Consider the following 14,947-nt stretch of genomic DNA (forward strand, 5'->3'; position numbering starts at 1 on the left):
CGGGGTCCGTGTGGGGGTGGGTGTGCCGGAGTTGTGCGGCGGGTCGGGGGCGCGAGGGAGTCGGCGGGGGAGGCGCTGTGCGCCGCGGCTGTCGCGGCACAACTCCTGCAGAACGGCGGGGTTGTGGCATCCGGGTTCTGTGTGGGGGTGGGTGTGCCGGAGTTGTGCGGCGGGTCGGCGCGCGACGGCGGAGTCGGCGGGGGAGAGCCTGTGGATGCCGTGGGTCGCGGCTCTTCGCGGGCACAACTCCTGCAGAACGGCGGGGTCGTGGCATCCGGGTTCCGCGTCGGGGTGGGTGTGCCGGAGTTGTGCGGCGGGTCGGGGGCGCGACGCCGGATACCCTGCCCTCATGCCGCCCCGTACTTCCGCTGCCCCCGTGGTTCTGGATGCCGTCGAGCTCCGCGTCCTGCACATGCCGCTGGTCTCGCCGTTCACGACGTCGTTCGGCACCGAGACGGTACGCGAGGTCATCGTCGTGCGTGTCGAGACGCCGGACGGCGTCGGGTGGGGAGAGGTCGTCACGTCGGCGGAACCGTTCTATTCGAGCGAGTACACGCAGGGCGCCTGGGATGTCCTCACGCGCTTCCTCGCCCCGGCCCTGCTCGAACGCCGCACGCTCGCGCCCGAGGAGGTCGCCGGCATCCTGTCCCCGGTCGTCGGCCACCGCATGGCCAAGGCGGGCATCGAGCTCGCGGTGATCGATGCGGCGCTGCGCGCCGAGGGGCGCAGCTTCGGGCAGTACCTCGGCGCCGAGAAGGACCGCGTGCCGTCGGGCGTCTCGGTCGGGATCCAGCGCGACCCCGTGGCGCTCGTCGACGCGGTGGCTGCGTACCTCGACGAGGGCTACGTGCGCATCAAGATCAAGATCAAGCCGGGTCGCGACGTCGACGACACCGCCGCCGTGCGGGCGGCGTTCGGCGGCATCCCCCTGCAGGTGGATGCCAACTCCGCCTACACCCTCGCCGACGCCGAGACGCTGCAACGGCTCGACGCGTTCGACCTGCTGCTCATCGAGCAGCCGCTGCAGGAGGACGATCTCGTCGACCACGCGGCGCTCGCGAAGCGCCTGCGCACCCCCGTGTGTCTGGACGAGTCGATCGTGTCGGACAAGGCCGCGGCCGACGCCCTGCAGCTCGGGGCGGCGGCGATCATCAACATCAAGGCGGGACGTGTGGGCGGGTACCTCGAGGCGCTCACGATCCACGACCGGTGCCGGGTCGCCGGGATCCCCGTGTGGTGCGGCGGCATGCTCGAGACCGGCATCGGGCGGGCGGCGAACGCCGCGCTCGCGGCCCTCCCCGGGTTCACGCTGCCCGGCGACATCTCGGCATCCGCCCGCTTCTACGACCGCGACATCGTCACCGAGCCCGCCGTGCTCGAGGACGGACACGTGCGCGTCCCCACCGGTCCCGGCCTCGGCGTCGACATCGACGAGGCGGCGCTCGACGCATTCACCGTGCGGCGGGAACGCCTCTCACGGTGAGGGGTGGCGTGGCTCGATAAACTGGATGCCGCGCACTCGCGCTCGCACCCACAGCTTTCCCGACCATTGGAGCCACCGTGGCCGAACAGTCCCGCCTCGACAAGGTCATCTCGCTCGCTCGCCATCGCGGATTCGTGTTCCAGGCCGGTGAGATCTACGGCGGTTCGCGTTCGGCATGGGACTACGGCCCCCTCGGCACCGAGCTGAAGGAGAACATCCGCCGGCAGTGGTGGCAGACGTTCGTCCGCGGCCGCGGCGACATGGTGGGGCTGGACTCCAGCATCATCCTGCCTAAGCGTGTGTGGGAGGCCTCGGGCCACGTCGCGACGTTCACCGACCCGCTGGTCGAGTGCCTGCATTGCCACAAGCGCTTCCGCGCCGACAACCTCATCGAGGACTTCGAAGCCCGCAAGGGTCGCAAGGCCGAGAACGGCCTCGCGGACGTGCCGTGCCCCAACTGCGGCACGAAGGGCCAGTACACCGAGCCGAAGTCGTTCTCCGGCCTCGTGAAGACCTACCTCGGCGTCGTCGACGACGAATCGGGTCTGCACTTCCTGCGCCCCGAGACCGCGCAGGGCATCTTCGTGAACTTCTCCAACGTGCTCACGGCATCCCGTCGCAAGCCTCCGTTCGGTGTGGGCCAGGTCGGCAAGGCGTTCCGCAACGAGATCACCCCCGGAAACTTCATCTTCCGCACGCGCGAGTTCGAGCAGATGGAGATCGAGTACTTCACGCCCCCGGCCGAGGCGCAAGAGTGGTTCGAGCACTGGGTCGAGGCGTGCTGGAACTGGTTCGTCGACCTCGGCATCGACCCCGAGAACATGAAGCGCTTCGATGTCCCGGAAGAGGACCGCGCGCACTACTCCGCCGGCACGATCGACGTCGAGTACCGCTTCGGCTTCCCGGGCAAGGAGTGGGGCGAGCTCATGGGGGTCGCCAACCGCACCGATTACGACCTGAAGAGCCACTCGGATGCCTCGGGCTCGAGCCTGACGTACTTCGACCAGGCCTCGGGCGAGAAGTACACCCCGTACGTCATCGAGCCCTCGTTCGGTCTGACGCGCGCGATGATGGCGTTCCTCGTCGACGCCTACCGCGAGGAAGAGGTGCCCAATGCCAAGGGCGGCACCGACACCCGCACGGTGCTGAAGCTCGACCCGCGCCTGGCGCCCGTGAAGGCCGCCGTGCTCCCGCTTTCGCGCAATGAGCGCCTGTCGCCGCTCGCCCGCGAGGTCGCCGACACGCTGCGCTCGGCCGGCTGGAACGTCGACTTCGACGACGCCGGTGCGATCGGTCGCCGCTACCGTCGCCAGGACGAGATCGGCACGCCCTACTGCGTCACGGTCGACTTCGACTCGCTCGACGACAACGCCGTGACCGTCCGCGACCGCGACACGATGGGTCAGGAGCGCATCCCGCTCGACGCGCTCCACGGTTACCTGGCCGAGCGGCTGCGCGGCGCCTGAGGCCGGAGCCGCACCATCGGCTGGTCGACGTCGCCGACGTTTCGGGAGGACCCATGACCTGGCGTATGCCGAGCGAGACCGCTCCGCACACTCGCACGTGGATGGCGTTCCCGAGCGAGGGCCCGACCCTCGGAGGAACGGATGCCGAGCGCGAAGCGGGCTACGCGGCCTGGGCCGCGGTCGCCCACGCCGTCGCGGCGTTCGAGCCGGTCTCGATGCTCGTCGACCCGAGCGAGCTGACCCGTGCCCGCCGGATGCTCGGCGGGGGAATCGAGATCGTCGAGGCTCCGGTCGACGAGTTCTGGATGCGCGACTCCGGTCCGACCTTCGTCGTCGACCCCGAGCGGCCGGGGGTCCTCGGCGCCGTCGACTGGGTCTTCAACGGCTGGGGCGACCATGACTGGGCCGTGTGGCAGAAGGCCGCGCAGCACGGCCGGATCGTCGCCGAGGCCGCCGGTGCCGAGCTGACCCCGTCGCTGCTCGTCAACGAGGGTGGCGGCATCCACGTCGACGGCGAGGGGACCGTGCTGCTGACCGAGACGGTGCAGCTCGACCCGCGCCGCAACCCCTACGCCGACCGCGCGCGCGTCGAGGCCGAGATGCTCCGCACGATCGGCGCGACGCACGCGGTGTGGCTGCCGCGCGGCCTCACCCGCGATTACGGCGACTTCGGGACGAGCGGCCACGTCGACATCGTCGCGACGCTGCCCTCTCCCGGTGTCGTACTCCTCCACGACCAGCAGAACCCCGCGCATCCCGACCACGCCGTGACGCGCGAGCTGCGGGCCTTCTTCGAGACGCAGACGGATGCCACGGGCCGCCGGTTCACGATCCGCGACCTGCCCGCACCCGCCACCGTGCGCGACGCCGACGGCGACACCGACTGGAGCTACGTCAACCACCTCGTCGTCAACGGCGGAGTCATCGCCTGCGGCTTCGGCGAGGAGGAAGCGGATGCCACGGCCCGCGGCATCCTCGAGGAGGTGTACCCGGGTCGCCGGGTCGTGACGGTCGACGCCCGCGAGATCTTCGCGCGGGGCGGCGGCATCCACTGCATCACGCAGCAGCAGCCGGCGGTGACCGCGTGATCGATGTGGTCGAGGCCTCCATCGCCGATCTCGCCGCCGCGCTCGCCGAGGGCCGCACCACCGCCGTCGAGCTCGTCGAGGCGCACCTCGCGCGCATCGACGCGTACGACGGTCCCGACACCGCGACGAAGCTCAACGCCGTCGTGGTCCGCAATCCCGACGCGCTCGTCGAGGCCGCGGAGTCGGATGCCCGTCGCGCGGCCGGCCAGGCGCGGGGGCTGCTCGACGGCATCCCGTACACCGCGAAAGACAGCTACATGGTGCGGGGCCTCACCGTCGCCGCCGGGAGCCCCGCGTTCGCCGACCTCGTCGCGGCGGACGATGCGTTCACGATCGCCCGGCTGCGCGAGGCGGGGGCCATCTGCCTGGGGCTGACGAACATGCCCCCGATGGCCAACGGCGGTATGCAGCGCGGGCTGTACGGACGCGCCGAGAGCCCCTACAACGCCGAGTACCTGACGTCGGCGTTCGCGTCGGGGTCGTCGAACGGCTCGGGAACGGCGACCGCCTCGTCGTTCGGCGTGTTCGGCCTGGGCGAGGAGACGTGGTCGAGCGGCCGCGCCCCGGCGGCCTGCAACGGCCTGTGCGCGTACACCCCGTCGCGCGGCATGATCTCGGTGCGCGGCAACTGGCCGCTCGTACCGACCATGGACGTGGTCGTGCCGCACACCCGCTCGATGGCCGACCTGCTCGCGGTGCTCGACGTCATCGTCGCCGACGATTCCGAGACGCGCGGCGACTTCTGGCGCGCGCAGCCGTGGATCCAGCTGCCGGCCGCGTCGGACGTGCGGCCGCCGTCGTTCGCCGAGCTTGCCGGCCGACCTTCGCTGCGGGGCAAGCGCATCGGCATCCCGCGCATGTTCGTCGGCACCGACCCGCTCGCGGGCACGGGCCCCCGTGGCGTCGGCGGGCCGACCGGCGAGCGGATCGTGCCGCGCCCGTCGCTGCTCGACCTGTGGGCGGTCGCGCGGGCCGACCTCGAGGCGGCGGGCGCGATCGTGGTCGACTGCGATTTCCCGCTCGTGAGCAACTACGAGGGTGATCGTCCGGGAGCGCCGACGATCCGGACGCGGGGTCTGGTGTCGGAGGAGTTCCTCCACCGCGAGATCGTCGATCTGTCGGCGTGGGCGTGGGATGACTTCCTGCGCGCGAACGGACACCCCGGTCTGGCGTCGGTGGACGGTGCGGCGATCTTCCCGCACCCCGAGGGTGCGCTGCCCGACCGGTACACGGGCTTCGACGACGACATCGCCGAGTACCCCGCGCACGTCCGCGCGCACCCGGTGTCGTCGTTCACCGAGATCCCGCATCTGGCCGAAGGGCTCGAGGGTCTGGAAGAGACCCGCCGCCGCGATCTGGAGGAGTGGATGGATACCAACGGCCTCGCCGCCGTGGTCTTCCCGACGCTCAGCGATGTGGCGCCCGCCGACGCCGACGTGAAAGCGGCGTCGGCCGACATCGCGTGGCGCAACGGCGTCTGGGTGGCGACGGGCAACCTCGCGATCCGCCACTGCGGCGTGCCGACGGTGACGGTGCCCCTGGGGACGCTGCCGGACATCGGGATGCCGACGGGCCTGACGTTCGCGGGACGCGCGTACGACGACGCGGCGTTGCTGTCGATGGCCGCGGCGTTCGAGGCGCTGCGCCCGCGGCGGACGCCACCGCCGCGGACGCCGACGCTGGAGTAAAGGGGGGGGCGGGCCGGGGCGCGATCCGTGCAGCGGGGCGGACAACGCGCGCCCCGGTGCACGGATGGTGCCCGGTGCCGGCCGAAGCCGGGTGTCAGCCCAGGTGCGCGGCCACCCCGCCCCGGGCGGCAGCCGCGGCGTCGATGAGCCGCACGCCGATGACGCCCTCGGGCTCCCACGTCACGAAGCAGTCCGTCGACCACCGGGCGTCGGCGGCCACTTCCACGGCGCCGTAGACGCGGGCGAGTTCCGCGGCCGGCGGGGTCAGCCGCGGCCGGAGCGCGGTCAGCACGACCCGTTCCGCCATGACCACCTGGGCTGCGGCACCGTCGTCGACGGGACGGATCTCGACGGGCGTCGCGGCGAGTTCCTCAGGCGTGAGCACGGTGGAGACCGCCTCGGCGAGCGCGTCGATGTCGATCGGTTCGCGCGTGAACGCGACGCTGCTACGGGGCACGGTTGTCTCTCCTTCGTCGGGTCAGGGGCAGCTCCTCGCCATCCGAGGACGCTGCGGGAGCGGGCGCCGGGGTGGGAAGCACCTCCCGCGTCGTCTCGTCCACGGCATCTGCCTCATCGGCGTCCGTCGCGGGCACGGCCTGCGCCGCCGCCCCCACCGCCGAAGCGCTCGAGCCCTCGACCTCGACGGCGATGAAGTTCGCCACCTGCACGAGGGTCGGACGCTCACCACGACGGGCGAGACGACCGCGGCCGGCGATCATGGGCTCGGCATACAGCTTGGGCAGCAGCGCACCCTCGGAGCGGTCGCCCGACATGATCAACGCGGTGCCGCCGGTGTCGCGGATGCCCTGCAGCGCCACGTCGAACATCGCCCGCGACGCGCCCGCGACCGGACGGCTCACCACGACGTTGAGGCGCAGGTCGCGTGCCGACGCGAGGTAGGGGAGCAGCGGCCGCAGCGGTTCGGTGCCGCCGGCGGCGAGGATGTCGAAGTCGTCGGCGATCACGAGGATCCGGGGGCCGGCGTCACGGTCGGTGGCGCGCTTCTCGAGCTCGACCGCGATCGATTCGGCCAGCAGCCGCGCCTGCCTCCCCGACGACGCGTGGCCGCCGAGGTAGGCATCGGGGATCTCGGATGCCAGCTCCCCGCGCGCGTCCATGAGGGCGACGACCAGCTCCTCGGCGGAGTGCCGGTCGATCGCTCCCTGCACGATGCCGCGGAGCAGCGTCGTCTTGCCGCAGCGGCTGTCGCCCAGGACGAGCAGGTGCGGGTCGCGCGTGACGAGGTCGAGGGACACGGGCTGCATCGTGTCCTGGCGCAGGCCCAGGGGCACGGCATCCGGTTCGTCGATCGCGTCGGGCAGCTCGGACGGCGACAGCACCTCGGGCAGCAGCCGGATGGGCGCCGCGCCCTGACCGCCCCAGCGGGCCGCGCTCTCGCGCGCGAGCTGCTCGAGCGCTTCGCCGGTGTCGCCGTCGTCGACCTCTTCGAGCAGTGGCAGCGCGACCTGCGCGAACAGCTTCTCGTCGGTGAGCACGCGGCCGGGCTCGTCCGCCCGGAGCGTCTGCGAGAGCTTGCGCGCGATCTGCGAGTCGGCCGGGTCGTTGAGCTTGAGCTCGAGACGCGTGCCGATGAGTCCCTGCAGGTTCATGCGCAGTTCGTTCCAGCGCGACAGGGCGACGACGACGTGGATGCCGAAGCTGCCGCCGCGTTCGAGCAGCTGCGCGAGCGGGGTCTCGAGGTCTTCGAAGTCCTGGCGCAGGGCCCCGAGCCCGTCGACGAGCAGCACGACGTCGGCGCTCGGCAGGTCGGGCAGGCGTCCGTCGGCGTGCTGGCGGCGCATGTCGGCGAGGGAGTCGAGACCGTGATCGCGGAACACCCGCTCACGGACGGCGAGCATGCCGGTGAGCTCTTCGAGCAGACGCGTGAGACGCTCCCGACTGCCGCGCGTGGCGACGCCACCGACGTGAGGGAACGGCTCGATACGGGCGAGACCACCACCGGTGAGGTCCATGCCGTAGATGCTCACCTGGCGCGGCGAGTGCGTGAACGACAGCGACGCGGCGAGCGTGCGCAGGAACATCGACCGGCCCGACTGAGGTGCGCCGGTGATCGACACGTGACCGCCCGAGCGGGTGAGGTCCAGCATCCACGGCGACTGCGTCTGCTTCGACGGGTCGTCGACGAGACCCATCGGCGCGCGGAGCGTCCCGGCGCCGTCGGCCTGCGGCAGCACGCCGCCGAGCGTCAGCACGGGCGGGAGCGGCGGCAGCCACACCGGTCGCGTGCGGGCGATGCCGCGCGCGAGACGCGACGTCGCCGCCTGCACGAGGGTCCGGCCCGTGGTCGGGGTCTCGGGTTCGGCGCTGTCGATCTGCTCGGTCTCGGGCGTCTCGTCGGGCAGGTCGTACGCGGGCAGCCGCAGCACGGGCGGGGCGTCGTCGTGCCGCGGACCGGATTCGACCGGGTCGGGCACGGGGCCCGACACGTACCCCGCGCGGAACCTCGTGTAGACCGACGTGTCGACCTTGAGGTAGCCGAAGCCGGGGATCGCCGGCAGGTGGAACGCGTCGGGGGTGTCGAGCACCACGGCCGACTCCGACTCCGAGAAGGTGCGCAGGCCGATCCGGTACGACAGGTACGTGTCGAGGCCGCGCAGGCGTCCGCCTTCGATGCGCTGGCTCGACAGCAGCAGGTGCACGCCGATCGAGCGGCCGATGCGTCCGATCGTCAGCAGCAGCTCGACGAAGTCGGGCTCCGCCGTGAGCAGTTCGCCGAACTCGTCGATCACCAGGAACAGGTGCGGCAGCGCGGGCAGCTCGGGGCGATCGCGCCGCATCTGCCGGTAGTGACCGATGGATGCCGCGTTCCCGGCATCCTTCAACAGGCGCTGGCGGCGTACGACCTCGCCCTGGATGCTCGCGCGGGCGCGCTCGGTCAGCTGCGGGTCGTCGGCGAGGTTGTCGATGATGCCCGCGACGTGCGGGAGGCGCGAGAACGGTGCGAACGCCGCGCCGCCCTTGTAGTCGACGAGGATCATGCTCAGGTCGTCGGGGGAGTGCGTCAGCGCCAGGCCCAGGATGAGCGTGCGCAGCAGCTCGCTCTTTCCCGAGCCGGTCGCGCCGATGCAGATGCCGTGCGGCCCCATGCCGAGCTGTGCGGACTCCTTCAGGTCGAGCAGCACCGGACCGCCCTGGTCGTCGACGCCGATCGGCACACGCAGGAACTCCGCGGCGCTGCGCGTGCGCCACGCGGCGGAGGTGTCGATGGCATCCACGTCGGCGACACCCAGGAGCTGCGTCACATCGGGGGCGAGGGCCGTCCCGGTGTCCTGCGCCGAGGTGCGCGTGAGACGCAACCCCGCCAGAGGACGGGCGACCACGTCGAGCGCGGCGGGAGTGACGGGGTCGATCCGGATGCCGGTGATCGCCGCCTCACCTGCACCGGGCGTCTCGATGGTCGCGGTACCGGCGTCGACCGTGACACGGACGGCGACCGAGGTCGGCTCCTTGAGGCGGTCGTCGACCAGGTGCACGACGGTGACCCCCAGTGCGGTGAGGTCGAGAGCGGCATCCAGACGGGGCACCGGAGACGCGGCGTGATCGGCCTCATCGACGAAGATCACGAGACGCCCCGGCTTGGTCTTGCGCCCCGCACGGCGGGAGGCGGCGGCGGTCGCCACGCGGTCGCGCAGCTCGTCGCGCAGTAGGGACAGCAGCTCGGGCAGGCTCGGCGCGACGCGCCGCGCCATGACGGCGCCGGCGGGCGGGGTGTCGCCGGAGAGGTGGGGCAGCAGGTCGAGTCCGTGCCAGTCGTCGCGCTGCGCGGGAGCGATGGCTGCGGCGATGTGAACGTCGTCGGGCGAGTGGAACGCCGCGATCTGCGCCGCGAGCGCCCGTGCGACGCGCAGAGTGTCGGGCCGTGCGCCGACGATCGACACCTGCCCGCCGCGCTCGAGGTCGACGGTCGCCGGCATCCCCTGCGCGACCCCGGCGAGGCGCACCATGCGCTCGGCGGACTCCCGCATCACCGGGTCGAACGGCTGCACCGGGTTCTGCTCGGGCGGCAGCGCCACCTCGACCGCGCGCAGGTCGCCCGTGCCGATGCGGACGCGGAGGAAATCGGCATCCCCCGGTCGCCGTTCCCAGCGCCGGGCGGGGTCGGACGCGATCTCGACGAGCGCGCCGGGCGAGGGGTGCAGGGCCAGAGCGGCGGTGCGCTGGGCGTCGGCGGTCTGCCGGACCGCCTCGCGCGTCTCCTCGAGGTAGTCGAGGTAGCGCTCGCGCTGCACGCGGCGCTGCCGGGCGGCGTTGCCGCGCTGCGTGAGCGCCATGCCGAGGCCGCCGACGAGTGCGACGACGAGGATGACAGCGCCCACCACGACCATGATCGGGTTGTTGCGCAGCAGCACGATCATCGTGATCGACGAGAGGCTGCCCACGATCGGCAGCAGCGACTGCAGCGGGAACCCCGTCGCGCCTTCGCCGATCGGCGGCGGGGGCGCGAGGACGACATCGGGTGCGGGTTCGACGGCCTCGCTGATCCGCGCGGGGCGGTGGACGATGCGGACGGTCATGCGGTCCTCCCCGTCGCGGCGACGAGGGCGGCCGCCAGACGCACCACGGCCAGCTGCGTGGCCGACCGCCGGGGGTGGCCGCCGGCGGCGAGGCCCGAATCGAACGGCACCGCGACGACGGTGTGCTCGGCACCCGCGGACAGGGCGCGGGCCACCCCGTCGCCCTCGTGGGCGTGATCCACCAGCCCCAGCACGACCGACGGGGACTCCGGTAACCCGGTGATCGCTTCGACGACCGAGCGGGCGTGCTCGGCCGGAGAGCGGCGCGCGTCCGCCACCAGGCACACCACGTCGCACAGCGCGGCGCACGCGGCGAGGTCGACGAGCGGATGCCGCGCCCCGAAGTCCGTGACCGACACGTCGAAGAAGCGGGTGATCGGCGCGGCCTCGCCGAGCCAGGCGCCCACCGCGTCGTCGGCGTCGCGCGGGCGTAGGGCCACCACGCCCTCCCGCACCTCGAGGCCCGTCAGCGCCTCGGCCGTGGTGCGCGCCGCGGCGCGGGTGTCGTCGGGCGGCACCGGTTCGGCGCCGAGGCGCGCGGCGAGCCCGGGCGTACCCGCGGAGACGTCGACCGCGAGCACCGGTTCGCTGCGGCGCGCGGCGATCGCGCGGACGACCTGGTGGGCGACGGTGCTCGTGCCCGCGCCCGGCGACAACGACACGACCCCGACGCGGCGGGTGGTCGACAGGCCGCCGCGGATCGCGGCATCCCACGAGGTGAGTTCGGCACGCGCGTTCGCGCCGCTGCCGAACACCGCGGTCGACAGGGCCCGCACGTCGAGCACAGTCACGATCCGCCGCCGAACATGCCGAGCAGCTCGGCGTAGATGCCGAGCGCGCCCACCAGCAACGGGATCAGCGACACCACGGCGAGCGTCTCGACGATGTTGCCGAGCCCGCGCAGACGCGCGCGCACGTGCGGACGTGGACGCACCAGGACCATCGTCGCGATGAGCGCGGCCACGACGACGGCCACCCCCGCACCGACCCAGCCGAGGCCCCCGACCAGCAGCACCGTCAGTGCGGCGGCGGCGATCACGCCCGCCGCGGCCCACAGCAGCCAGCCCTGCCACCGCAAGGGGAACGCCCGGGTGCGCAGCGCTGCGACGAGGAAGAACGCGAGGGCGAGCAGTTCGGTCCAGATCGTCCCGGAGAGGGCGAGCGCGACCCCGGTGACGCCGAGGACGGATGCCACGGCCGCCACGCTCCACGTCAGGGCGGCGTACGCCTCGTCGATCGCGGCGAAGGCGCGAGGACGGGCGGGGGGTGCCCCGTCGGCCGCGCGCTGGTCGAGGTCGGTCAAGCCCGCGGAGGAGAGGGCGATCCAGGGCAGCGGACCGGTGGCGAACGCGGCGACGACGCCGGTGATGGTCGAGGCCGCGACGGCATCCACGCCCGCCAGCAGAAGACCCAGGAGCAGCGACGAGAGGACGGCGCCCAGCGCCCCGCCGGACGCGGCTCCGCGGCGGCGATGCGCGACCCCGACCCCGAGCAGGGCGACGGTCGACGCCGTGGCGAGGGCGGCGGCGATCCCCGCGAGCAGAGCCGAGGGACCGGATGCCAGTGCGCCCGCGGTCGCACTGCCCACCGGGAGGGCGAGGCCGGCCGCCGCCGCCGACACGCACGTCGAGAGGCGACGGAGGCCGCCGAGCCCCAGACCCGTCGCGATCGCCGCGAGGACCACGGCGGCCCCGAGCAGCGCGAAGGCCGCGAGCGTCGGTGACGACCACGGCGACAGCCAGCCGGCGATCGCGAAGGCTGCGGCGATCCCCGTGCCCCCCGCGATCGTGCGCGCGCGGTCGTCCCACCGGTCGGGGCGCGCGTCGTGCGCATCCGCCGCGGCGTCGGTCACGTCGATCACGACGGGCGGCGGGGGCGCGGCATCCAGGCGGACCAGGCGGACCAGGGTGCCGTCGGCGAGATCGAGCTGCTGCGGCGTGAGCGCGATGTCGATCTGTTCGCCGTCGGGCGCGATGACGGCGAGCGGGCGCGCCACCGTGCCCGCCGTCTCGCCGAGGAGGTCGAGCAGGCGGGGGATCGCGGCGCCCACGGGTTCGCCGCTCGGGACGACGACCTCGGCGCGGCGTTCGGAACCCGCGACGGTCAGACGGGTGTAGATGGTCACGGGGTCACGGCTCCGGTGGGGGTCTGGACGGTCGAATTCGCCTGTTCGGCGCGCTCGGTCAGCAGCTGCGAGACGAAGGAGACGCCGACGCAGGCGGCGCACGCGATGGCGGCGACCACGATCGAGCCCATCAACCGCTTCCCGTGGTCGTTGACGGTGCGGCGCTCGCCGATGTGGCCGTACACGAGCGCCGAACCCAGGCGCATGCGCTGGATCTTGGCCTGTTCGATGAGAACGGTGTCCCGCTGGTCGGGCATCAGCGCACTCCTTCCGTGGCGCGCAGCTGCGCGCGCACGTGCGGGGCGAGGTTGAGCAGCTCGCCGAGACGCTCGGGGTCGAGCGTGGCGAGGACGTCGTTCAGGCGCCCCCACCCGCCGCCGTCCACCGAGCCGAGAGGCAGTAGCACACCGGGGAGCCGCGGGCTGCCGACCGTGGTGCCGCCGACTTCGTCGATCCAGCGTTTCGCGTCGATGCCGAGCGCGCGGATGCCCACGGGCCCGATGAGCAGCGCCAGGGGTTCGGGCTGGGGGGATGCCGTGGCCCGACGCGCCAGATCCGGGGCACCGATCGCGGCGAAGGCGATGCCGATGAGCGGCAGGCAGACGGTCGCCGCGCGGGACAGGAGCTCGCGAGCCTCCGCGGTCGCGGTGGCGCCGGACTCGCGGCCGACGCCGGGCACCGCGGCCCACACGCGCGTCGTCTCTTCCAGACCCTCGCTCGTGCGACCGACCTGAACGGTGGAGAGGACCGCGCGTTCGCCGCCGCCCACGGCGATCCAATGACTGTCGAGCGGGATCCGCCGCCGCGATCGCTCGGTGAGGTCGTCGCGGTCCCAGGGCGCGAGCAGCGGTTCGACCGCGCCGAACGCCGCCGGCTCTGCCCCGCTGAACAGGGCGACCGCGGCCTCGGCGACACCGCCGAGCCGCACGGGACGCGTGACTCGGTGCCGCGTCGAGACGGTCGCCACGACCTGCAGAGTGGATGCCACCTGCGCCCGGACGAAGAGGGGGTGCACGTTCTCGGCCGTCGGCGGTTCCGGGGTCAGCGCGTCGGCGGGCGCGTCGATGCGGGCGCCCGTGCGCGCGTCGTAGAAGCCGTCGTTCCGCGTGCGCACGACCCAGTGGCCCTGCACGGCGGACAGCACCTGCGCGAGTGGCTGCGTCATGCGCGAGAACTCACTCGAGACGATGATCGGCCGCAGCCCCTGGCTCGCCGTCTTGTGCAGGAAGTCGCTCATCGCCGTCGTCAGCGCGACGATCGGTGCGCGCGTCTCGGTTCCGGCCCAGCCGGGGCCGGCCGCGTCGAGGAGGGGGTGTGCGACGGTGCTCATGCGGCATCCCGGACGGTCAGAGTGCGGTCACCGATCTCGAGGACGACATCGGTGGGCACGGGCGTGCGTTGGTGGGGGAGAAGCGGAGTGGAGGCGCCGGCGCCGCGGACGAAGGTGCCGTTCGTCGAGCCGAGGTCGGTGACCCACACCTGCCGACCGTCCCACTCCAGGCGGACGTGCGACTTCGACAGCGTGCGTGACATATCGGCCCAGCGGTACACCTCGGCCGGGGCATCGGCCGGTGCCGAGGGATCGCGGCCGAGCACGAGAGCGGTGTCGAGCGTGAGGCGCTCACCCGAGTCGAGCAGCAGCGTCGGCACCATGCCGCGGCGTGCGCGGCTCGGCGTCGCGGCGACGGCCTCGGGGAACTGGAAGGCTGCGATCGCGGGGGCGAACGGGTCGCGACCCCGGCGCAGGTCGAACATCCCGAGCTTCCCGGAGACCAGTGCCGTGAGCGCCGATGCGCCCGCGGCGGCGCCGGTGGTGAGGCGCACGATGCGGGCATCGACGGTGGCGGTTCCGAGCGTGCGGCCGCTGCGACCCAGCAACCACACGGCGACGATGAGCAGTGCGAGCGCCGCGATCACGAGAAGCCAGCCGACAGCGGGCGGGCCGGCGACGATGACGATGATCCCGGCCGCGAGTAGCGCCACGGGCATGACGATGTCGAGCGCCACGGCCCCGACGATCTGGCCCCCGCGGGCGCGCTCGGTGAAGACCAGCGGATCGACGTCGGCCAGGCGCAACGAATCGTGCGTGCTCGTCATCGGGCCCCCTCCCTCGACCTTCCACCCTATGCGGGACGTTCCGACGGCGCCCGTTCGGCCCGTCCCTTGCGTGGATAACCCGCGGGGCGGCAGAATTACCGGCTCACCGGCGGGTCAGGGGCGTGTACTCGCGCCGTGCGACCATCGCGAAGATCTCGCTGGCCGCGGCATCCGAGATCTCCTCGAGGTCGGAATCCAGCGGAAAGCGGATCGCGCGGTCGAGCATGCCCCGCGTGTCCGGATGCCAGGTGTCGACGTCGACGAGCATCTCGTCCACCGGCCCGTTTGGGGTCGGACGACCCCGGAACAGCCGCGCCGGGACGAGTCGCCCGTCGATGCGCGTACACCGTGCAGGCAGTGAGCGGGACCGTTCTGTCCCAAACGCCGAGGCGCGGTTGAGACCACTCGGGAGACGCCGGCTCGACGTACGACGTGAGATCGACCTGATCGTCACGGATGTCCGCG

Annotated in this window: 12 protein-coding genes; 4 read left to right on the forward strand and 8 right to left on the reverse strand. The window is 72.8% G+C overall.

The window, feature by feature from the left end:
* Window positions 1-349: 349 nt before the first annotated feature.
* The 4 genes from menC to MHY30_RS04870 all read left to right on the forward strand — a co-directional run bounded on the left by menC (window position 350) and on the right by MHY30_RS04870 (window position 5,725).
* Entirely contained in the window at window positions 350-1,483 is a 1,134-nt protein-coding gene (gene menC / locus MHY30_RS04855) for an o-succinylbenzoate synthase (protein WP_239275585.1), read from the forward strand.
* A 77-nt stretch (window positions 1,484-1,560) separates the two neighbouring features.
* On the forward strand, window positions 1,561-2,949 hold the full coding sequence (locus tag MHY30_RS04860) for a glycine--tRNA ligase (protein ID WP_239275586.1): 1,389 nt from the start codon (window positions 1,561-1,563) through the stop codon (window positions 2,947-2,949).
* Window positions 2,950-3,002: 53 nt separating this feature from the next.
* Window positions 3,003-4,037 (forward strand): agmatine/peptidylarginine deiminase, encoded by a 1,035-nt coding sequence (locus MHY30_RS04865; RefSeq protein ID WP_239275587.1) that lies wholly within the window; start codon window positions 3,003-3,005, stop codon window positions 4,035-4,037.
* A complete protein-coding gene (locus MHY30_RS04870; protein ID WP_239275589.1) occupies window positions 4,034-5,725 on the forward strand; it encodes an amidase in 1,692 nt (563 codons plus the stop codon). Before MHY30_RS04865 ends, MHY30_RS04870 begins: the two co-directional genes overlap by 4 nt.
* A gap of 94 nt (window positions 5,726-5,819) precedes the next feature.
* Here MHY30_RS04870 and MHY30_RS04875 read toward each other — a convergent pair whose 3' ends face one another.
* The 8 genes from MHY30_RS04875 to MHY30_RS04910 form a co-directional block, all read right to left on the reverse strand.
* Window positions 5,820-6,182 carry a hypothetical protein gene (locus tag MHY30_RS04875; RefSeq protein WP_239275591.1) on the reverse strand — a complete coding sequence of 121 codons (363 nt, stop codon included), beginning with the start codon at window positions 6,180-6,182 and terminating at the stop codon, window positions 5,820-5,822.
* Window positions 6,172-10,260, reverse strand: coding sequence for a type VII secretion protein EccCa (gene eccCa, locus MHY30_RS04880; RefSeq protein ID WP_239275593.1), 4,089 nt, complete (start codon window positions 10,258-10,260; stop codon window positions 6,172-6,174). The genes MHY30_RS04875 and eccCa overlap by 11 nt, the downstream gene beginning before the upstream one ends.
* Window positions 10,257-11,051, reverse strand: a complete 795-nt coding sequence (locus MHY30_RS04885) for a hypothetical protein (protein WP_239275595.1) — start codon at window positions 11,049-11,051, stop codon at window positions 10,257-10,259. The genes eccCa and MHY30_RS04885 overlap by 4 nt, the downstream gene beginning before the upstream one ends.
* A complete protein-coding gene (locus MHY30_RS04890) occupies window positions 11,048-12,385 on the reverse strand; it encodes an EsaB/YukD family protein (RefSeq protein WP_239275597.1) in 1,338 nt (445 codons plus the stop codon). Before MHY30_RS04890 ends, MHY30_RS04885 begins: the two co-directional genes overlap by 4 nt.
* Window positions 12,382-12,642: a hypothetical protein gene (locus MHY30_RS04895; protein WP_239275599.1), complete on the reverse strand. Its 261-nt coding sequence runs from the start codon at window positions 12,640-12,642 to the stop codon at window positions 12,382-12,384. The genes MHY30_RS04890 and MHY30_RS04895 overlap by 4 nt, the downstream gene beginning before the upstream one ends.
* Window positions 12,642-13,715, reverse strand: a complete 1,074-nt coding sequence (locus MHY30_RS04900; protein ID WP_239275601.1) for a DUF6177 family protein — start codon at window positions 13,713-13,715, stop codon at window positions 12,642-12,644. The genes MHY30_RS04895 and MHY30_RS04900 overlap by 1 nt, the downstream gene beginning before the upstream one ends.
* On the reverse strand, window positions 13,712-14,482 hold the full coding sequence (locus tag MHY30_RS04905; RefSeq protein ID WP_239275603.1) for an FHA domain-containing protein: 771 nt from the start codon (window positions 14,480-14,482) through the stop codon (window positions 13,712-13,714). The genes MHY30_RS04900 and MHY30_RS04905 overlap by 4 nt, the downstream gene beginning before the upstream one ends.
* A 103-nt stretch (window positions 14,483-14,585) precedes the next feature.
* A complete protein-coding gene (locus tag MHY30_RS04910; protein WP_239275605.1) occupies window positions 14,586-14,759 on the reverse strand; it encodes a hypothetical protein in 174 nt (57 codons plus the stop codon).
* Between the last annotated feature and the right edge of the window lie 188 nt (window positions 14,760-14,947).

This window comes from Microbacterium sp. ACRRU (assembly GCF_022346945.1).
Lineage (GTDB): Bacteria > Actinomycetota > Actinomycetes > Actinomycetales > Microbacteriaceae > Microbacterium > Microbacterium mcarthurae.